Source organism: Bradyrhizobium sp. WBAH42, assembly GCF_024585265.1.
Classification (GTDB): Bacteria; Pseudomonadota; Alphaproteobacteria; order Rhizobiales; family Xanthobacteraceae; genus Bradyrhizobium.
The window spans coordinates 5,949,374-5,970,500 of sequence record NZ_CP036533.1; the positions used below are offsets into that span (position 1 = coordinate 5,949,374).

General features: G+C 63.5%; 13 protein-coding genes. All 13 read right to left on the reverse strand.

Annotated elements, in window-relative coordinates; translation table 11 throughout:
- On the reverse strand, positions 1-834 hold the full coding sequence (gene rplB / locus DCG74_RS28025) for a 50S ribosomal protein L2 (protein ID WP_172783201.1): 834 nt from the start codon (positions 832-834) through the stop codon (positions 1-3).
- A gap of 12 nt (positions 835-846) precedes the next feature.
- Positions 847-1,149 carry a 50S ribosomal protein L23 gene (locus DCG74_RS28030; protein WP_025036992.1) on the reverse strand — a complete coding sequence of 101 codons (303 nt, stop codon included), beginning with the start codon at positions 1,147-1,149 and terminating at the stop codon, positions 847-849.
- A complete protein-coding gene (rplD, locus tag DCG74_RS28035) occupies positions 1,146-1,766 on the reverse strand; it encodes a 50S ribosomal protein L4 (protein WP_018647243.1) in 621 nt (206 codons plus the stop codon). The genes DCG74_RS28030 and rplD overlap by 4 nt, the downstream gene beginning before the upstream one ends.
- Position 1,767: 1 nt before the next feature.
- Complete coding sequence (gene rplC, locus DCG74_RS28040; protein WP_025036993.1) at positions 1,768-2,481, reverse strand: 50S ribosomal protein L3; 714 nt, start codon at positions 2,479-2,481, stop codon at positions 1,768-1,770.
- A gap of 52 nt (positions 2,482-2,533) precedes the next feature.
- Entirely contained in the window at positions 2,534-2,842 is a 309-nt protein-coding gene (rpsJ, locus tag DCG74_RS28045) for a 30S ribosomal protein S10 (RefSeq protein ID WP_002712302.1), read from the reverse strand.
- A gap of 81 nt (positions 2,843-2,923) precedes the next feature.
- Entirely contained in the window at positions 2,924-4,114 is a 1,191-nt protein-coding gene (gene tuf / locus DCG74_RS28050; protein ID WP_025036994.1) for an elongation factor Tu, read from the reverse strand.
- Between the two features lie 40 nt (positions 4,115-4,154).
- On the reverse strand, positions 4,155-6,227 hold the full coding sequence (gene fusA, locus DCG74_RS28055) for an elongation factor G (RefSeq protein ID WP_172783200.1): 2,073 nt from the start codon (positions 6,225-6,227) through the stop codon (positions 4,155-4,157).
- Between the two features lie 33 nt (positions 6,228-6,260).
- Entirely contained in the window at positions 6,261-6,731 is a 471-nt protein-coding gene (gene rpsG / locus DCG74_RS28060; RefSeq protein WP_018647239.1) for a 30S ribosomal protein S7, read from the reverse strand.
- A gap of 15 nt (positions 6,732-6,746) precedes the next feature.
- The gene (gene rpsL, locus DCG74_RS28065) at positions 6,747-7,118 is read right to left on the reverse strand and encodes a 30S ribosomal protein S12 (RefSeq protein ID WP_007603006.1); all 372 of its coding nucleotides are present in this window, start codon (positions 7,116-7,118) and stop codon (positions 6,747-6,749) included.
- Between the two features lie 888 nt (positions 7,119-8,006).
- A complete protein-coding gene (locus DCG74_RS28070) occupies positions 8,007-9,998 on the reverse strand; it encodes an ABC transporter ATP-binding protein (RefSeq protein ID WP_172783199.1) in 1,992 nt (663 codons plus the stop codon).
- Positions 9,999-10,132: 134 nt separating this feature from the next.
- On the reverse strand, positions 10,133-12,187 hold the full coding sequence (locus DCG74_RS28075; RefSeq protein ID WP_172783198.1) for an FAD-dependent oxidoreductase: 2,055 nt from the start codon (positions 12,185-12,187) through the stop codon (positions 10,133-10,135).
- Between the two features lie 193 nt (positions 12,188-12,380).
- Positions 12,381-16,577, reverse strand: a complete 4,197-nt coding sequence (gene rpoC / locus DCG74_RS28080; RefSeq protein ID WP_172783197.1) for a DNA-directed RNA polymerase subunit beta' — start codon at positions 16,575-16,577, stop codon at positions 12,381-12,383.
- A 129-nt stretch (positions 16,578-16,706) separates the two neighbouring features.
- Positions 16,707-20,831, reverse strand: coding sequence for a DNA-directed RNA polymerase subunit beta (rpoB, locus tag DCG74_RS28085; protein WP_124157675.1), 4,125 nt, complete (start codon positions 20,829-20,831; stop codon positions 16,707-16,709).
- Positions 20,832-21,127 lie beyond the last annotated feature (296 nt).

Genomic DNA, 21,127 nt, shown 5'->3' on the forward strand with positions numbered 1-21,127 from the left:
TTACTTCTTCCGCTTGTGGCGGCTTAGGAGAATGAATTTGTTGGTCGACTTGTTGGAGCGGGTCTTCTTGCCCTTGGTCGGCTTGCCCCACGGAGTGACCGGGTGACGACCGCCCGAGGTACGACCTTCACCACCGCCGTGCGGATGGTCGATCGGGTTCATCGAAACACCGCGGTTATGCGGCTTGCGGCCCAGCCAACGGTTGCGGCCGGCCTTGCCGATCGAGGTGTTCATGTGATCCGGGTTCGACACCGCGCCGATCGTGCCGCGGCAACGGCCGTGCACCAGGCGCTGCTCGCCCGAATTCAGGCGGATGATGACGTAGTCCTGATCGCGGCCGACGAGCTGGGCGTACGTCCCCGCGGAACGGGCCAGCTGGCCACCCTTCCCGATCTTGACCTCGATGTTGTGGATGATCGTGCCGACCGGCATGTTGCCGAGCGGCATGACGTTGCCCGGCTTCACGTCGACATAGTTCCCGGCCACGATGGTGTCGCCCACGGCCAGACGCTGCGGCGCCAGAATATAGGCCTGCTCGCCGTCCTGGTACTTGATCAGCGCGATGAACGCAGTGCGGTTCGGATCGTATTCCAGCCGCTCGACCGTCGCGGGCGCATCGACCTTGTCGCGCTTGAAGTCGACGAGGCGCAGCGTCTGCTTGTGACCGCCGCCGCGGAAGCGCACGGTGATGCGACCGGTGTTGTTGCGACCGCCCGAGGACTTCTTGCCTTCGGTGAGCGCCTTGACCGGCTTGCCCTTGTACAGGGCCGAACGATCGACCATGACCAGCTGGCGCTGGCCCGGCGTCGTGGGATTGAATGTCTTCAGTGCCATCGTCGTACGACCTTACAGACCGGTGGTGACGTCGATCCGGTGACCCTCTTCGAGGGTCACGATCGCGCGTTTGCTGTTCGACTGCGAGCCGATGGTGCCGCGGAAGGCCTTGACCTTGCCCTTGCGGACCAGCGTGTTGACGCTCTTGACCTTGACGTCGAACAGCTTCTCGATCGCTTCCTTGATCTGCGGCTTGGTCGCCTTGGCGGCCACCTTGAACAGCACCTTGTTGTGCTCCGAAGCGATCGTCGCCTTTTCGGTCACGACCGGCGACAGGATCACGTCGTAGTGGCGAGGCTCGATGTTCTTGCTCATTTGAAGCGCGCCTCCAGCGCATCGATGGCGGCCTTGGTCAGAACGAGCTTCTGACGGCGCAGGATGTCATAGACGTTGATGCCCTGGATCGGCAGCACGTCCATGTTCGGGATGTTGCGGGCCGCAGCGGCGAAGCCGTTGTTGAGCTCGGCACCGTCGATGATCAGCGCGTTGGTGAGGCCGAGGCCCGAGAAGTGGCCGAGCAGCGCCTTGGTCTTGGCGGCTTCCAGCGCGGCCTTCTCGATCACGACGAGATCGCCGTCCTTGGCCTTGGCCGAGAGCGCATGCTTCAGTGCGAGCGCACGGACCTTCTTCGGCAGGTCGGTGGCGTGCGAACGCACCACCGGACCGAAGGCACGACCGCCGCCGCGGAACTGCGGCACGCGGGCCGAGCCGTGACGAGCACCGCCGGTGCCCTTCTGCTTGTACATCTTCTTGCCGGTGCGCCAGATCTCGGCGCGGCCCTTGGCCTTGTGCGTGCCGGCCTGGCGCTTGTTGAGCTGCCACTGCACGCAGCGCGCGATGATGTCCTCGCGCGGCTCGAGACCGAAAATGGCGTCGGACAGCTGGACGGAGCCGGCTTCCTTACCTTCGAGGGTGGTGACCTTCAATTCCATCTCACGCCTCCTGCGCAGCCGGAGCGGCTTCCGCGTCGCCAGCAACCTTGAACTTGCCGGGCTTCGGAGCTTCCTTCGGCAGCGGCTTCTTGACGGCGTCGCGCACGCGGATCCAGCCGCCCTTGGAGCCGGGAACGGCGCCCTCGACGAGGATCAGGCCGCGCTCGACATCGGTCTGGACGACGCGAAGGTTGAGCGTGGTGATGCGGTCGACACCCATGTGGCCGGGCATCTTCTTGTTCTTCCAGGTCTTGCCGGGGTCCTGACGGCCACCGGTCGAACCGATCGAGCGGTGCGAGATCGACACACCGTGCGTGGCGCGCAGACCGCCGAAGTTCCAGCGCTTCATGCCGCCGGCGAAGCCCTTACCGACCGAGGTGCCGGTGACGTCGACGAACTGACCGACGACGAAGTGGTCAGCCTGGATCTCAGCGCCGACCGGGATCATGGCGTCCGCGGTGACGCGGAATTCCTCGACCCGGCGCTTCGGCTCGACCTTGGCCACCGCGAACTGGCCGCGCTCGGCCTTCGGCATGTAAACGGTCTTGCGGCTGCCCGAACCGAGCTGGAGCGCGACGTAACCGTTCTTCTCTTCGGTGCGGTGGCCTACGACCTGGCAATTGCCGAGCTTCAGCACGGTCACGGGGATATGTTCGCCGGCCTCCGTGAAGACCCGCGTCATCCCGACCTTTTGTGCGATCACTCCGGAGCGCATCGGCTTGCTTCCTGTTCTCTTTGTCCGCTTTTGGCGAACGGGATCCAAAATCTTAGAGCTTGATCTCGACGTCGACACCGGCGGCCAGATCGAGCTTCATCAAAGCATCGACGGTCTGCGGGGTCGGATCGACGATGTCGAGCAGGCGCTTGTGAGTGCGCATCTCGAACTGTTCGCGGCTCTTCTTGTCGACGTGGGGCGAACGGTTGACGGTGAACTTCTCGATGCGGGTGGGCAGCGGAATGGGTCCGCGGACCTGCGCGCCGGTGCGCTTCGCCGTGTTCACGATCTCGCGGGTCGACGTATCGAGGATACGATGGTCGAACGCCTTGAGACGGATACGAATGTTTTGGCCGTTCATTGCCGTGGTCTCTCTTCAGTGGGTGGCGAATAGCGAATAGCGAATGTCACCATTCGCTACTCGCCGTCCCTTTTCTCGTAATTACTCGATGATCGAGGCGACGACGCCGGCGCCGACGGTGCGGCCGCCTTCGCGGATCGCGAAGCGGAGCTTCTCTTCCATCGCGATCGGCACGATCAGGTGCACTTCCATCGCGATGTTGTCGCCCGGCATCACCATCTCGGTGCCTTCCGGCAGGTGCACGACACCGGTCACGTCGGTGGTGCGGAAGTAGAACTGCGGACGGTAGTTGGTGAAGAACGGGGTGTGGCGACCGCCCTCTTCCTTGGTGAGGATGTAGGCCTCAGCCTTGAACTTGGTGTGCGGCTTGACCGAACCCGGCTTGGCCAGAACCTGGCCGCGCTCGACGTCCTCGCGCTTGGTGCCGCGGAGCAGCGCGCCGATGTTGTCGCCGGCCTGGCCCTGATCGAGCAGCTTGCGGAACATTTCGACGCCGGTGACGGTGGTCTTCTGGGTGGCGCGGAGACCGACGATCTCGATTTCCTCGCCGACCTTGACGACGCCGCGCTCGACACGGCCGGTCACGACGGTGCCGCGGCCCGAGATCGAGAACACGTCTTCAACCGGCATCAGGAACGGCTGGTCGATCGGACGCTCCGGCTGCGGGATGTACTCGTCGACGTTCTTCATCAGCTCGAGGATGGCGTCGTGGCCGAGCTTCTTGTCGGAGTCTTCGAGAGCGGCCAGCGCCGAACCCTTGATGATCGGGATCTTGTCGCCGGGGAATTCGTACTTCGAGAGCAGCTCGCGGACTTCGAGCTCGACGAGCTCGAGCAGCTCCGGATCGTCGACCATGTCGCACTTGTTGAGGAACACCACGAGCGCGGGCACGCCGACCTGGCGGGCGAGCAGGATGTGCTCGCGGGTCTGCGGCATCGGGCCGTCAGCGGCCGACACGACCAGGATCGCGCCGTCCATCTGGGCAGCGCCGGTGATCATGTTCTTCACGTAGTCGGCGTGGCCGGGGCAGTCGACGTGGGCGTAGTGCCGGTTCGGCGTCTCGTACTCGACGTGCGCGGTCGAGATGGTGATGCCGCGGGCCTTCTCTTCCGGCGCCTTGTCGATCTGGTCGTACGCGGTGAACGTCGCACCGCCGGCTTCGGCGAGAACCTTGGTGATCGCCGCGGTCAGCGACGTCTTGCCATGGTCGACGTGACCGATGGTGCCGATGTTGCAGTGCGGCTTGGTACGTTCAAACTTTGCTTTGGCCATTTGACTCTCCGTTCAATCGTCAGCTTTCAACCGACGACAATCAGGCAAACTTCTTCTGGACTTCTGCCGACACGTTGGCCGGCGCTTCTGCGTAGTGATCGAACTGCATGGTGAAGGTCGCGCGACCCTGGCTCATCGAGCGCAGATTGTTCACGTAACCGAACATGTTCATGAGCGGCACCATCGCGTTGATGACGTTGGCGTTGCCGCGCATGTCCTGCCCCTGGATCTGACCGCGCCGGGAATTCAGGTCGCCGATGACCGAGCCGGTGTAGTCTTCCGGGGTCACCACCTCGACCTTCATGATCGGCTCGAGCAGGACGGACTTGCCCATCTGCAGCGCTTCGCGGAAGCAGGCACGCGAGGCGATTTCGAAGGCGAGCGCCGACGAGTCGACGTCGTGATACTTGCCGTCGACCAGCTGCACCTTGACGTCGACCACGGGGAATCCCGCGACCACGCCGGACGACAGCACGCTCTCCAGGCCCTTCTCGACGCCGGGGATGTATTCCTTAGGCACCGCGCCGCCGACGATCTTCGATTCGAACTCGAAGCCCTTGCCGGCTTCGTTCGGCTCGACGATGAACGACACGGCCGCGAACTGGCCGGTACCGCCGGTCTGCTTCTTGTGGGTGTAGCTGTGCTCCACCCGCTTGGTGATGCGCTCGCGGAACGCCACCTGCGGCGCGCCGATGTTGGCATCGACCTTGTAGGTGCGCTTGAGGATGTCGACCTTGATGTCGAGATGGAGCTCGCCCATGCCCTTGAGGATGGTCTGGCCGGACTCGTGGTCGGTCGACACGCGGAAGGACGGATCCTCCGCGGCGAGCTTGGCCAGCGCCACGCCCAGCTTCTCCTGGTCGGCCTTGGACTTCGGCTCGATCGCGATCTCGATGACCGGCTCGGGGAATTCCATCTTCTCCAGGATCACCTGCTTGTCGGGATCGCACAGCGTATCACCGGTGCGCGCTTCCTTCAGGCCGGCCAGCGCGACGATGTCGCCGGCATACGCTTCCTTGATGTCCTCGCGGTTGTTCGCATGCATCAACAGCATGCGCCCGATCCGCTCCTTCTTCTCGCGGGTCGAGTTCACGACGCCGGTGCCGCTCTGCAGAATGCCGGAGTAGATGCGGCAGAAGGTGATGGTGCCGACGAACGGGTCGTCCATGATCTTGAACGCGAGCAGCGCCAGCGGCTCCTTGTCGTCCGCCTTGCGCACGACTTCGTTGCCCTTGTCGTCGGTGCCCTTGATCGCGGGTACGTCGAGCGGCGACGGCAGGTAGTCGACGACGGCGTCGAGCAGCGGCTGCACGCCCTTGTTCTTGAAGGCCGAGCCGCACAGCACGGGATAGAACGCGCCGGTCAGCACCGCCTTGCGGATCAGGCGCTTCAGGGTCGCCTCGTCCGGCTCCTTGCCGTCGAGATAGGCGGCCATGGCGTCATCGTCGAGCTCGACGGCGGCTTCCACCATCTTCTCGCGGTATTCCTTGGCCTGTTCGACGAGGTCTTCCGGAATGTCGACATAGTCGAACTTCGCGCCGAGCGACTCGTCGTTCCAGACGACGCCCTTCATCTTCACGAGGTCGACGAGACCCTTGAAGTTGTTCTCGGCACCGATCGGAAGCTGGATCGCGACGGGCTTGGCGCCCAGACGATCGACGATGTCCGACAGACATTTGAAGAAGTCGGCACCGATCTTGTCCATCTTGTTGGCGAAGACGATTCGCGGAACCTTGTACTTGTCGCCCTGGCGCCAGACGGTCTCGGTCTGGGGCTCGACGCCCTGGTTGGAGTCGAGCACGCAGACGGCGCCGTCGAGCACGCGCAGCGAACGCTCGACTTCGATGGTGAAGTCGACGTGGCCGGGCGTGTCGATGATGTTCAGGCGCTTGCCGTTCCAGAACGCGGTGGTCGCGGCCGAGGTGATCGTGATGCCACGCTCCTGCTCCTGCTCCATCCAGTCCATCGTCGCGGCACCTTCGTGCACTTCGCCGATCTTGTGGCTCTTGCCGGTGTAATAGAGGATGCGCTCGGTGGTCGTGGTCTTGCCGGCGTCGATATGCGCCATGATACCGAAGTTACGGTAGTCCTCGATGGCATGTTGGCGGGGCATGGGTCGTTCCTTGCGAGTCCGAGTGTGTCGCCGTTACCAGCGGTAGTGCGAGAAGGCGCGGTTGGCTTCCGCCATGCGGTGCACGTCTTCGCGCTTCTTGACGGCGTTCCCCCGGTTGTTCGATGCGTCCAAGAGCTCCGCCGAGAGCCGCTCGGTCATCGTCTTCTCGTTGCGCTCGCGCGCAGCCGCGATCAGCCAGCGAATGCCGAGAGCCTGACGGCGGGTCGAGCGAACCTCGACCGGAACCTGGTAGGTCGCGCCGCCGACGCGGCGGGAGCGAACCTCGATGGTCGGCATGACGTTCTCGAGCGCCTGCTCGAACACGCCGAGCGGGTTCTGCTTGGTCTTGGATTCGATGATGCCGAACGCACCATAGACGATGCCTTCCGCAACCGACTTCTTGCCGGCGTACATCACCGAGTTCATGAACTTCGTGACGATGATGTTCCCGAACTTCGGATCCGGAAGAACTTCGCGCTTTTCCGCAGAGTGGCGACGAGACATAGGCTTGGTTCCCGCTTACTTCGGACGCTTGGCGCCGTACTTCGAACGACGCTGCTTACGGTTCTTGACGCCCTGGGTGTCCAGAACGCCGCGGAGGATGTGGTAGCGCACGCCCGGCAAGTCCTTGACGCGGCCGCCGCGGATCATGACCACCGAGTGCTCCTGGAGGTTATGGCCCTCGCCGGGGATGTAGCCGATCACCTCGAAGCCGTTGGTCAGGCGCACCTTGGCAACCTTACGAAGCGCCGAGTTCGGCTTCTTCGGGGTCGTGGTGTAGACGCGCGTGCAAACACCACGCTTCTGCGGCGACTGCTGCAGCGCCGGCACCTTCTTGCGCGACTTCTGCACTTCCCGCGGTTGAGCGATCAGCTGGTTGATCGTCGGCATACTGGCCTTCACCCTTTTTCTGCCGCGGCCCCTCTCGGGTCCGCTGTCTTGCCGCGGCCCGTTCACCGGGTCCGCAAATTCTGTTCGAGCCAACCCGCCCGAGGAGGCCGCCTTGCGCGAAATAACCCACGCAAAGCGAAATTGCGCCAACCGCTCCATCAACGAGCGGAAAGCGCTTCGACGCCACAGAGGACCGCAGTCTTGAAGCCGTTCAGCGTAATGCCGCGGCCCGCGCACTGAGGTCATGCATCCGAATTCGATCTCAAGAGAACGTGCTCGAGAGAACTAAAGTCGCACTGGCATTGCCTAGCTATGATCGACAGCGTTTGAGCGGCATTCGTCGAGGTTGGTGCCCGTCTTTGCGACCCCTGGCAGATCTACTCTTTGGGGATCAACGGGTGGCCCGTTCCGACGTTGGCGATGCTCACCGCCTGTCGTTAAGTGAGGCGCTTTCTATAAGTGAGAATCGGTCAAGTCAAGGTGAAACGACAGTCACAAAGCGCTTCATGCGCCTGCCAAAATCGCTGTTTGCCGCCCTCGCCGCGCCGCCCCCAATATGGGACCTAAGTCTCCAATTCGCCAGCCCACAAGCAATTTATATCCGGACAAAAAGAAACTTTATTATCGGCGACGAGGGGCTTTTGTGCTCGAAATGCATTAAGGCGCGTTAATCTCTCCGCGTCGGCAGCAATCCGCGACGAACATCACCATGATCGGCGTGGGGTGGTCCGGTCCGACCGACAACGGCGGTGTCGGCTGCACGCGCTTTTCGACGGCCCGGCCGGTCTGCATGAGAGCCATCTGACCGCGTTTTTTCGAATCGAAGAACTCGCCGTCAGGTTCGGCTCGCGTGCCACGGACCGGATTCACGGGCTCGCGGCGGCCCGGTCACTCCTCGTCGTCGTCGTCGTCCCCGTCGCGGTCGTCGGCGGCGTGAGCTGCCGTGCCGTGGGGCTGGTGGATCTGATCGTTCCACAGCTTGCGATAGGTGCCGTTCTTGGCGAGCAGCTCGGCGTGGGAGCCGCGCTCGATCGCCCTGCCCCCTGAAATCACAATGATCTCGTCCATCTCGACCACCGAGGTCAGGCGGTGGGTCGACCAGATCATGGTGCGGCCCTTGGCGACCTTGAGCAGCGTGCGGTTGATCGCGGCCTCGGTGGTCTGGTCCAGCGCCGAGGTGGCTTCGTCCAGCAGCAGCACGGAGGGGTTCCGGATGATCGCGCGCGCGATCGCGATGCGCTGGCGCTGGCCGCCCGACAGCGTATCGCCGCGCTCGCCGACCGGCGTGTCGTAGCGCTGCGGCAGGCTCATGATGTAGCGGTGGATCTCAGCCTTCTTGGCGGCCTCCTCCACCTCCTCGTCGGTTGCGCCCTCCTTGCCGAGCCGGATGTTCTCACGGATCGACATGTTGAACAGCATGTTCTCCTGGAACACCACCGCCATGCTCCGGCGCAGCGAGTCCAGCGTCACCTTGCGGACGTCGACGCCGTCGATGGCGACGCGGCCTTCGTCGGGCACGTAGAGCCGCAGGATCAGATTCAGCAGCGTGCTCTTGCCGGAGCCGCTCGGACCGACGATCGCGATGCGCTTGCCGGCATTGAGCTTGAGGCTGAGATTGTCCAGCACCGGCGTCTGGCTGCCCTCGTACTGGAAGGTGACGTGATCGAAAGTGATGTCGTTGGTGATGCGCGGCAGGTCCGGCGCGCCGGGACGATCGGCCCCGCGGGTCGGCTCGTCGAGCAGTTCCTGAATGTGACGGATCGCGGCGGCCGAGGAGATCGACACCGGGATGAAATGCATCACATGGGCGATGTTGTAGGAGACCTCCCAGAACGCGCTCTCGAAGGTGACGAAGGTGCCGATGGTGATCTGGCCCTTGGTCGCCAGATAGGCGCCGATCGCGAGCACCACCAGGTGCAGGAGGAGCACCGAGATGGTGACCGTCCGCTCCACCATGGTCGAGAGGAATGTGGCCGAGGCAATCCTGTTGCGGGTCTCGTCGTTGCGCAAGGTGAAGAAACCGAACATCTTGCGTTGCAGGCTGAACGCCTTGATCACCGCCTGGGCCGCCACGTTCTCCTGCACCAGGCCGAGCAGCGCCGATTCGTTGAGCTTCTGCTCGTAATTGGCCTGCACCGCCTTCGGCGTCAGGATCCGGGGGCCGATCAGCGTGATCGGGAACACCAGCAGGGCGACGACGGCGAGCTGCCAGTTGAGGAAGACCATCAGGATAATGCCGGCGATCAGTTCCAGGAACGGCAGCGCGGCACTGTTGGCGAACGTCTTGACCGCCCCTTCGAAGGCCGAGAGATCGACCGAGAAGCGCGACAGGATCTCGCCGCGCCGGGTGCGGCCGAAATAGGCCGTCGGCAAATCTTGGACGTGCTCGAACAGGCGCTTGCGGACATCGGAGATGATGCAAGCGGCAAGGCGCGCGTCCCAGCGTTCGTACCAGACCGCAACGATCGAGGTGAAGATGCCGGCGACGGCGAGCACGCCGAGGATCTTGTAGAGCGCCTGAAAATCCTCCTCGCCGAGCGCATCGTCGATCAGGAACTTGAGGCTGAGCGGCATGATGACGTTGAACAACGTCTCGATCACGACGCCGAATGCCACGAATGACAGCATCCGCTTGTAATTGGAGAGATAGGGCTTGACGAACCCGACGATGGTCGCGAGGGCGCCGGCAGCTTCGCGCGCGGTAAAGACGACGAGGTCCTCGTCTTCTTCGTCGTCGTCCTCGAGCTCAAGCTCGTCATCCGCCTCATCGTCGTCGTCCTCGTCGAGGTCCGGCTTGGCGAGGGCAAGCTTGTCGTCGAGCTCGGCGGCTTCTTCCGCGGCGAGCTTCTGTTTGTCGGGCGGGAGGGGTTTGGACGCCATGAAACCAACCGATGCTGACGGCCGGCATGACCGCAGAGAACGCAGGAATAGCGGCAACCGCTATTGCACCGATTCTATGCGATCAGGATGAATTCGGCAAAACAATTGGCGAACTCGATCCGCGTTCCCTGGGACTAGTCCTCGTCCTCGACCTTGTCGAAGAAGGAATAGCGCAAGCTGTCCGCGTCGGCGTACCACTGCCCCGGCCCCTTGTTGGCGGCGAGTGTCGCCTCCCAGAGCGCATCGGTGCAATCCTTGCGGTGCATCGACAGGTCGAAGCCGTTGCCGAAGAACAGCTCGGACCATTCCCACCAGGTGCCGAGCTTCTTGACCCCGCGCAGGAGGTCGTAGCGATCAATCAATGCCGGCGCCATGTCCGAGGTGATGGAGCCGAACACGAGGCCGGTCTTGACCACGCGGTTGAACTCGCGGATGGCGCGGACCACCTGCTTCGGGGAAACGTGGCAGAGGCTGGTCTCGAACACGAAGTCGAACGTGCCGTCCTTGAACGGCATGTCGGTGATCGAGCCGAGCTTGTTGTACTTCTTCAGCGCCTTCGGCGTCTTGGCATGGATGACGCGGTTGTTCTCGATTCCCCATGCATCGATGCCGCGATCGCGCAGCGCGCCGACCAGTTCGCCGCTGGCGGAACCCGCGATGAGCAGCTTGGCGTCCGCCGCCTTGCCCCAGACGATGCCGATCAGCTTGGTCAGGTAGTCGGGATCGGTGAAGTGCCGCCACGCCTGATGATAGGGGCCGAGGCCGCGATAGTTCTCGAAATAATCGCGATCGATTTTGTCAGAGAGCGGCTTCTCGCTCTGCGCGCGTTCGCGGCGCAAGCGCATCATCTCGGTCAGGATGATGTCGGTCGCCGCGTCCGAGGAATCGAGCAGGCCGTTCAGCGTCGAATCGAACAGATAGTCGCCGACCACCACGATGCCGGGGTGCTCCTTCGGCTCGGGCCGGTGATTGGTCATGACGTCGCGCACGGGCAAGCCACCAGGCAGCGCGTTCACCGAGGACAGCCAGCGGTGGATCTTGCCTTCGATGAAGTGCAGACGCGCGTCGCCGAGAGAGGCCGGCAGCGACTTCAGGGCGGCATCGATCAGCTCCTGGTCCGACAGATTGGCAAAAGCCAGCGCGTCGGAGCCGGGAATAAGCCAGTTCAGAACACCATGCTTGCCGACGTCGTGACGTGCGCCCTCGTTGTAGACGCAGCAGCCGCCGAAGGCTTCCGACATGAACCATGCGCCCGGAATCCTGTCGCCCCAGAACGGCTCGTCGAACAGGATCGAGACGCGCAAATAATGCGCGGGCCGGTCGAAGTATGAGACGTGCTTGACCATCGACTTGCGCAGCTGCTCGCCTTCCCACCCCATGGTGGCGAGCCAGGAATGCGGCAAGCAGACCAGCACGAGATCGAAGTCGCGCGTCTCCGGACCCTTGCCGTTCATCATCTTGAGCTGGTAGCGGCCGGTCGGCGCCTTGCCGACGGTGAGCACGCGGTGATTGAGCTGGATGTCGGCATTGACCTCCGACTGCAGGCATTCGATCAGCTGCTCGTTGCCGTTCTGGATGGAATAGAGGCCGATATAGCCGTCGACGTCCATCAGATAGTTCTTGAGCGCGTTGAGGCCGTTGGTGTTGTGGCTTTCGGTCGCGATGTCGGAGCGCGCCATCACCTTGAAGAAGCGCTTTGCGATGGCGTCCTCGACCTCCTCGTCGAGCACCTGCTCGGCCGTCTTGTAGGCCCAGGGATGCTCGTTGTCGTGCGCGCCGACGCCCTCGTAATATTCCACCGGCGACATCACCTCGGCGCAGCGCTTGCGGAAGGTTTCGATCGCGGCCGCAGTCTTGGCGCCGTATTTGCGGCGCATGCCTGGAACGTCGTTGAGCAGCTCATCGCCGAACTGGACCTGCTCGGCATCCATCGGAATGGTCTGGAGTCCGAAATGCTGGATCAGCTCGCGCAAGGGGTCCGGGCCCGTCATCGAGTAGTCGTAGATCTCAGCAACGCCGGCCTCGTACATCGCGGGCGCCGAATCGAACGTGCGCGTGACGATCTTGCCGCCGAGCCGGTCGGAGGCCTCGTAGATGGTGACGCGGCAGAGGTCGCCGAGCTTGCGCTTCAGGTACCAAGCGCTCATCAGCCCGCCGGGGCCGCCGCCTACGATTGCAAGATCAAGCATGAGAGTTCCGTGGTCTTCCGGCCCTGCCCCCTTCACGGGACCACCGGTCTAAGTCGCCTTAGCAGAAGCGCTTTTGCGGCTGAAGGAAAGATGAACAAAGGGCGATCCTGCATCGCAGCAAGCAAAGAAAGCAGCAAAAAGGCCGGCAAAAGCCGGCCTTTTCATTGTCCTCGGTATTCCTACGGATGAACGATCATTCCGCAGGCGGCAGCGCAGGAAGCTCGGCTTCCGGCGCCGGCGACACGACGGCGGCCTGCTTCTCGCGCTCGTCCAGGATCAGCTTGTCGCGCTTCATGGCGACTTCGCGGATCTTGGCCATGGAGGCGCCGGTGCCCGCCGGGATCAGCCGGCCGACGATGACGTTCTCCTTGAGGCCTTCGAGCGGATCGATCTTGCCGTTGACCGCCGCCTCGGTGAGGACGCGGGTGGTCTCCTGGAACGATGCCGCCGAGAAGAAGGAGCGGGTCTGGAGGCTCGCCTTGGTGATGCCGAGCAGAACCGGCGTTCCCGTGGCGGGCTTCTTGCCCTCTTCCCTGGCCTTCTCGTTCAGCGCGTCGAACTCGATCTTGTCGACCTGCTCGCCGGAGATCATGTCCGTGTCGCCCTGGTCGGTGACTTCCACCTTCTGGAGCATCTGACGGACAATCACCTCGATGTGCTTGTCGTTGATGAGCACGCCCTGCAGCCGGTAGACCTCCTGGATCTCGTTGACCAGATAGGCCGCGAGCTCCTCGATGCCCTTGACCGCAAGGATGTCGTGCGGCGCCGGGTTGCCTTCCACGATGAAGTCGCCCTTTTCGACGACGTCGCCGTCCTGAAGGTGGATGTGCTTGCCCTTCGGGATCAGGTACTCGCGCGGCTCGTCGGTCTTGTCCATCGGCTCGATCGAGATGCGACGCTTGTTCTTGTAGTCGCGCCCGAACCGGATGGTGCCCGCGATTTCGGCGATGATCGCCGCATCCTTCGGGCGCCGAGCCTCGAACAGTTCCGCCACCCGCGGCAGACCGCCGGTGATGTCACGCGTCTTGGCGCTTTCGGTCGAGACACGGGCGAGGATGTCGCCCGGCTGGACCTTGGCTCCGATGTCGACCGAGAGAATGGCGTCGACCGACAGCATGTAGCGGGCGTCGCCGCCACGGGCGAGCTTGAGCACCTTGCCGTCCTTGCCCTTGATCACGATGGCCGGACGCAGGTCCGAGCCGCCGCGCGTCGAGCGCCAGTCGATGACCACGCGCTTGGCGATACCGGTGGCCTCGTCGAGCGTTTCCGAGATCGACTGCCCCTCGACCAGATCCTCGAAGCCGATGGTACCTTCGACCTCGGTGAGCAGCGGACGGGTGTAGGGATCCCACTCGACGATGCGCTGGCCGCGCTTGACCATGTCGCCCTCGTCGACGTGCAGGCGCGAACCGTACTGGATACGGTGCGTCGCACGCTCGGTGCCGTCGGCATCGACGATCGCGACAACCATGTTGCGCACCATCGCGATCAGGTGACCTTCGCTGTTGCGGGCGATGGCCTTGTTCCTGATCACGATCTTGCCGTCGAAGTTGGCTTCGACGAAGGACTGCTCGTTGAGCTGCGCCGCACCGCCGATGTGGAAGGTGCGCATGGTGAGCTGGGTGCCCGGCTCGCCGATCGACTGCGCCGCGATGACGCCGACCGCTTCGCCGTGGTTGACCGGCGTGCCGCGGGCGAGGTCGCGGCCGTAGCACTTGCCGCAGATGCCGTTGACGAGCTCGCAGGTCAGTGCCGAGCGGATCTTCACCTCCTGGATGCCGGCCTGATGGATGGCATCCACGTGGCTCTCTTCCATCAGCGTGTCGCGCTTGACGATCACCTGGCCGGAGCTGTCACGCACGTCTTCGCAGGCCGTGCGTCCGAGGATGCGCGAGCCGAGCGAGGCGACCACGGTGCCGGCATCGACGATGGCCCGCATCTTGATGCCGAGCTTGGTGCCGCAATCGCTCTGCGTGATGATGCAGTCCTGCGCCACGTCGACGAGACGACGGGTCAGGTAGCCGGAGTTCGCGGTCTTCAACGCGGTGTCCGCGAGGCCCTTGCGGGCGCCGTGGGTCGAGTTGAAGTACTCGAGCACCGAGAGGCCTTCCTTGAAGTTCGAGATGATCGGCGTCTCGATGATCTCGCCCGACGGCTTGGCCATCAGGCCGCGCATGCCCGCGAGTTGGCGCATCTGGGCCGGCGAACCGCGGGCACCGGAGTGAGCCATCATGTAGATCGAGTTGATGTCGGCGTCGGCTCCGCTCGCCGTCTTCTTGGTGGCGGAGATCTCCTTCATCATCGCCTTGGCGATTTCTTCGGTGGCCTTCGACCAGGCGTCGACGACCTTGTTGTACTTCTCGCCATGGGTGATCAGACCGTCGTTGTACTGCTGCTCGAAATCCTTCGCTAGCGTACGGGTGGTGTCGACGATCTTCCACTTGCCGTGCGGCACGACCATGTCGTCCTTGCCGAACGAGATGCCGGCCTTGAACGCGTTGTAGAAGCCGAGCGCCATGATGCGGTCGCAGAAGATCACCGTCTCCTTCTGGCCGCAGTGGCGGTAGACCTGGTCGATGACGCCGGAGATCTCGCGCTTGGTCATCAGCTTGTTGATGATCTCGTAGGAGATGCGCGGGTTCTTCGGCAGCAGATTGCCGAGCATGACGCGGCCGGCGGTAGTCTCGATCCAGCGCTTGGAGACCTTGCCGGTCTCGTCCATGCCTTCCCACCGGTACTTGATCTTGGTGTGGAGGTGGATGACCTTCGCGTGCAGCGCGTGCTCGAGCTCGGCCATGTCGCCGAACACCTTGCCCTCGCCGGGCAGGCCTTCGCGCATGATCGAGACGTAGTACAGGCCGAGCACGATGTCCTGCGACGGCACGATGATCGGCTGGCCGTTCGCCGGATGCAGGATGTTGTTGGTCGACATCATCAGGACGCGCGCTTCCAGCTGCGCTTCGAGCGACAGCGGAACGTGCACGGCCATCTGGTCGCCGTCGAAGTCGGCGTTGAACGCGGAGCAGACCAGCGGGTGAAGCTGGATCGCCTTGCCCTCGATCAGCACGGGCTCGAACGCCTGAATGCCGAGGCGGTGCAGCGTCGGTGCGCGGTTGAGCAGCACCGGATGCTCGCGGATCACCTCGTCCAGGATGTCCCAGACCTCGGGCCGTTCCTTCTCGACCAGCTTCTTGGCCTGCTTCACGGTGGTGGACAGGCCCTTGGCGTCGAGCCGCGAATAGATGAACGGCTTGAACAGCTCGAGCGCCATCTTCTTCGGCAGGCCGCACTGATGCAGGCGCAGCTCGGGACCGACCACGATCACCGAACGGCCCGAATAGTCGACGCGCTTGCCGAGCAGGTTCTGGCGGAAGCGGCCCTGCTTGCCCTTGAGCATGTCGGCGAGCGACTTCAGCGGACGCTTGTTGGCGCCGGTGATGACGCGGCCGCGGCGGCCGTTGTCGAACAGCGCATCGACCGCTTCCTGAAGCATGCGCTTCTCGTTGCGGATGATGATGTCGGGCGCGCGCAGCTCCATCAGCCGCTTCAAGCGGTTGTTGCGGTTGATGACGCGGCGATAGAGGTCGTTGAGATCAGAGGTCGCGAAGCGGCCGCCGTCCAGCGGCACCAGCGGACGCAGGTCCGGCGGAATCACCGGGATCACGGTCATGATCATCCATTCCGGCTTGTTGCCGGAATGGCGGAACGCTTCCACGATCTTCAGGCGCTTGGCGAGCTTCTTGTGCTTGATGTCGGAGTCGGTCTCCTGCATCTCGGCACGCAGCGAGGCCTCGAGCTTCTCGAGGTCCATGCCCTTGAGCAGCTCGCGGATCGCCTCGGCGCCGATCATGGCGGTGAAGCTGTCCTGGCCGTACTCGTCCTGGGCCTTCAGATACTCGTCTTCCGACAGCAGCTGACGGTCCTTCAGCGCGGTGAGGCCCGGCTCGAGCACAACGTAATATTCGAAGTAGAGGATCCGCTCGAGATCCTTCAGCGTCATGTCGAGCAGGAGGCCGATGCGCGAGGGCAGCGACTTCAGGAACCAGATGTGGGCGACGGGGGCTGCGAGCTCGATATGGCCCATGCGCTCGCGCCGGACGCGCGACAGCGTGACCTCGACCGAGCACTTCTCGCAGATGATGCCCTTGTACTTCATGCGCTTGTACTTGCCGCACAAGCACTCGTAGTCCTTGATCGGCCCGAAGATGCGGGCGCAGAACAGGCCGTCGCGCTCGGGCTTGAAGGTGCGATAGTTGATGGTCTCCGGCTTCTTGATCTCGCCGTAGGACCAGGACAGAATCTTCTCTGGAGACGCGATCGAGATCCGGATCTGGTCGAAGACCTGAGCCGGCGTCGTCGGGTTGAAGAGATTCATAATTTCTTGGTTCATCGTCTTCTCCTCGCGTGCCGGTCGCCTCCGGCCGCAAATTCGAAAATCACTTCTGCACGGCACTCTGCCCTCAAGGCCTCGGGCGGGGCGCCGATGCCCGGCCGCGAAGGCCGGGCATGACAGGTCGAATTACTCGGCCGCTTCCGACGTCGGCGCCGGTCCCATCTTGGAGTTGTGCAGGTCGACGTTGAGGCCGAGCGAGCGCATTTCCTTGACCAGCACGTTGAACGATTCCGGAATACCGGCCTCGAACGTGTCGTCGCCGCGCACGATCGCCTCGTACACCTTGGTACGGCCGGCGACGTCGTCCGACTTCACCGTCAGCATCTCCTGGAGCGTGTACGCCGCGCCGTAAGCCTCGAGCGCCCACACCTCCATTTCGCCGAAGCGCTGGCCGCCGAACTGCGCCTTGCCGCCCAGCGGCTGCTGGGTGACGAGCGAGTACGGACCGATCGAACGCGCATGGATCTTGTCGTCGACCAGATGGTGCAGCTTGAGCATGTAGATGTAGCCCACCGTCACCTTGCGATCGAACGGATCGCCGGTGCGGCCGTCATAGACGGTCGACTGACCCGAAGCGTCGAGACCGGCAAGCTTCAGCATCTCTTCGATGTCGGCTTCCTTGGCGCCGTCGAACACCGGGGTTGCGATCGGCACGCCGCGGCTGAGGTTATGGCCGAGTTCAAGCAGCTCGTTGTCGTTGAGCGACTTGATCGTCTCGTCCTCGCCGTAGACCTTCTTCAAGGTTTCCTTCAGCGGCTTGATGTCCTGCTTCGACAGGTACGCATCGACGGTCTGGCCGATACGCTTGCCGAGGCCGGCGCAGGCCCAGCCGAGATGGGTCTCGAGGATCTGTCCGACGTTCATGCGCGAAGGCACGCCGAGCGGATTGAGCACGATGTCGGCATGCGTGCCGTCTTCGAGGAACGGCATGTCCTCGATCGGCACGATCTTCGACACCACGCCCTTGTTGCCGTGGCGGCCGGCCATCTTGTCGCCGGGCTGGATCTTGCGCTTCACCGCGACGAAGACCTTGACCATCTTCATCACGCCGGGCGGCAATTCGTCACCGCGCTGAAGCTTCTCGACCTTGTCGAGGAAGCGCTGTTCCAGCCCCTTCTTCGACTCGTCGTACTGCTTCCGCATGGCCTCGATCTCGGCCATCAGCTTGTCGTTCGGCGAAGCGAACAGCCACCATTGCGACTTCGGGTACTCCTCGAGCACCGCACGGGTGATCTTGGTGTCCTTCTTGAAGCCCTTGGGACCTGCAATGCCCTGCCGCCCCTCGAGCAGCTCGGCAAGACGGTTGTAGACGTTGCGGTCCAGGATCGCCTGCTCGTCGTCGCGGTCCTTGGCAAGGCGCTCGATCTCCTCCCGCTCGATCGCCAGCGCACGCTCGTCCTTGTCGACGCCATGGCGGTTGAACACGCGCACTTCGACGATCGTGCCCTGCACGCCCGGGGGAACGCGCAGCGAGGTGTCGCGGACGTCGGAGGCCTTCTCGCCGAAGATGGCGCGCAGCAGCTTCTCTTCCGGCGTCATCGGGCTTTCGCCCTTCGGCGTGATCTTGCCGACCAGGATGTCGCCGGCGCGCACTTCCGCGCCGATGTAGACGATACCGGCTTCGTCGAGGTTCTTCAGCGCTTCTTCCGAGACGTTCGGAATGTCGCGGGTGATTTCCTCGGGTCCGAGCTTGGTGTCGCGGGCCATCACCTCGAACTCCTCGATGTGGATCGAGGTGAAGACGTCTTCCTTCACGATCCGCTCGGAGAGCAGGATCGAGTCTTCGAAGTTGTAGCCGTTCCATGGCATGAACGCGACCAGCACGTTGCGCCCCAGAGCGAGCTCGCCGAGATCGGTCGAGGGACCGTCGGCGATGATGTCGCCCTTCTTGACGATGTCGCCGACCTTCACCAGCGGACGCTGGTTGATGCAGGTCGACTGGTTGGAGCGCTGGTACTTCATGAGGCGGTAGATATCGACGCCCGACTTGGTCGGATCGAGATCTTCCGTGGCGCGGATGACGACGCGGGTCGCGTCGATCTGGTCGATCACGCCCGAACGGCGCGCCGCGATCGCAGCGCCCGAGTCGCGGGCAACCACGCCCTCCATGCCGGTGCCGACGAACGGCGCCTCGGCGCGAACCAGCGGCACCGCCTGGCGCTGCATGTTCGAGCCCATCAGCGCGCGGTTGGCGTCGTCGTTCTCGAGGAACGGGATCAGCGCCGCGGCGACCGAAACGAGCTGCTTCGGCGACACGTCCATGTAGTCGACCTTGTCGGGCGTCATCGGCACGACGTCGCGGGTGCCGCTCGAACGGCAGACCACGAGGTCTTCGGTGAAGCGGCCCTTGGCGTCGACCGGCACGTTGGCCTGGGCCACGGAATAGCGCCCTTCCTCCATCGCCGACAGGTACACGACCTCGTCGGTGACACGACCATCCTTGACCTTGCGATACGGCGTCTCGACGAAGCCGTACTTGTTCACGCGCGCGAAGGTCGCGAGCGAGTTGATCAGGCCGATGTTCGGACCTTCCGGCGTCTCGATCGGGCAGATGCGGCCGTAATGCGTCGGATGCACGTCGCGCACCTCGAAGCCGGCGCGCTCGCGGGTCAGACCGCCCGGTCCGAGCGCCGAGAGGCGGCGCTTGTGGGTGATCTCGCTGAGCGGGTTGGTCTGGTCCATGAACTGCGAGAGCTGCGAGGAGCCGAAGAACTCGCGCACCGCGGCGGCCGCCGGCTTGGCGTTGATCAGGTCCTGCGGCATGACCGTGTCGATGTCGACCGAGGACATGCGCTCCTTGATCGCGCGCTCCATGCGCAACAGGCCGATGCGGTACTGGTTCTCCATGAGCTCGCCGACCGAACGCACCCGGCGGTTGCCGAGATGGTCGATGTCGTCGATCTCGCCCTTGCCGTCGCGCAGATCCACCAGCGTCTTGATGACGGAGAGGATGTCCTCCTTGCGCAGCGTGCGCTGGGTATCGGGCGCATCGAGGTCGAGGCGCATGTTCATCTTGACGCGGCCGACCGCGGAGAGGTCGTAGCGCTCGGCGTCGAAGAACAGCGACTGGAACATGGCCTGCGCCGATTCCAGCGTCGGCGGCTCGCCCGGACGCATCACGCGGTAGATGTCGAACAGCGCGTCCTCGCGCGTCATGTTCTTGTCGGCCGAGAGCGTGTTGCGGATGTAGGGGCCGACATTGACGTGGTCGATGTCGAGCAGCGGCAGCTCCTTGTAGCCCTGCTCGTTGAGCGCCTTCATCAGCTTGTCGGTGATCTCCTCACCGGCCTCGGCGTGGATCTCGCCGGTCTTGGGGTTGACGAGATCCTCGGCGACGTAGTTGCCGACCAGCTCCTCGTCGGCCATGCGCAGAGCCTTCAGCCCCTTCTCCTGGAGCTGGCGGGCGGCGCGGACGGTGAGCTTCTTGCCGGCCTCGAGCACGACCTTGCCGGTGTCGGCATCGATCAGGTCGTTGACCGTGGAGTAGCCGCGGAAGCGGTTGGCGTCGAACGGAACGCGCCAGCCTTCCTTGGTCCGCTTGTAGAGAATCTTCTTGTAGAACGTGGACAGGATCGCCTCGCCGTCGAGACCGAGGGCGAACATCAGCGACGTCACCGGAATCTTGCGGCGACGGTCGATACGCGCATAGACGATGTCCTTGGCGTCGAACTCGATGTCGAGCCAGGAGCCGCGATACGGGATGACGCGGGCGGCGAACAGCAGCTTGCCCGAGGAATGGGTCTTGCCCTTGTCGTGGTCGAAGAACACGCCGGGCGAACGGTGCATCTGCGAGACGATGACGCGCTCGGTGCCGTTGACGATGAAGGTGCCGTTCATCGTCATGAGCGGGATGTCGCCCATGTAGACGTCCTGCTCCTTGATGTCCTTCACCGACTTCGCGCCGGTTTCCTCGTCGATATCGAACACGATGAGGCGCAGCGTCACCTTGAGGGGCGCCGCGAAGGTCATGCCGCGCTGACGGCACTCGTCGACGTCGTATTTCGGCTGCTCGAACTCGTAGCGGACGAATTCCAGCATCGAGGTGCCCGAGAAGTCGGAGATCGGAAACACCGAGCGGAACACCGCCTGCAGACCCTCGTCGAGACGTCCGCCCTGGGGTTCGTCCACCATCAGGAACTGGTCATAGGACGCCTTCTGAACCTCGATGAGGTTCGGCATCTCGGCGACTTCCTTGATGTGTCCGAAGAACTTGCGAACGCGTTTGCGACCGGTGAATGTCTGCTGCGCCATCGTGGCCTCTCATTTTCGTCGCCCGCCCTGGGCGCACCGTCCGGAACGCGGCTGCCACCGCTTTCCGGGTTGAATTTTCGAACCCGTCTTGGGGGCCGGAGACGCAGTTTCAGGCGCCGATGTCCTGAATCTGTTCTTCAGACCTTCAAAACGCAAAACGACGCGCGGGGCGCAGATGCGCGCCCGCCCGTCACAACGATCATCTTCACGGACTGCAAAAGCCCGAAATAGCCTGCTCTCCCAACGGCTTACAGGGAAATCCGGCATCCCTGCCCACCGCGCTTTCGTGCTGCCGA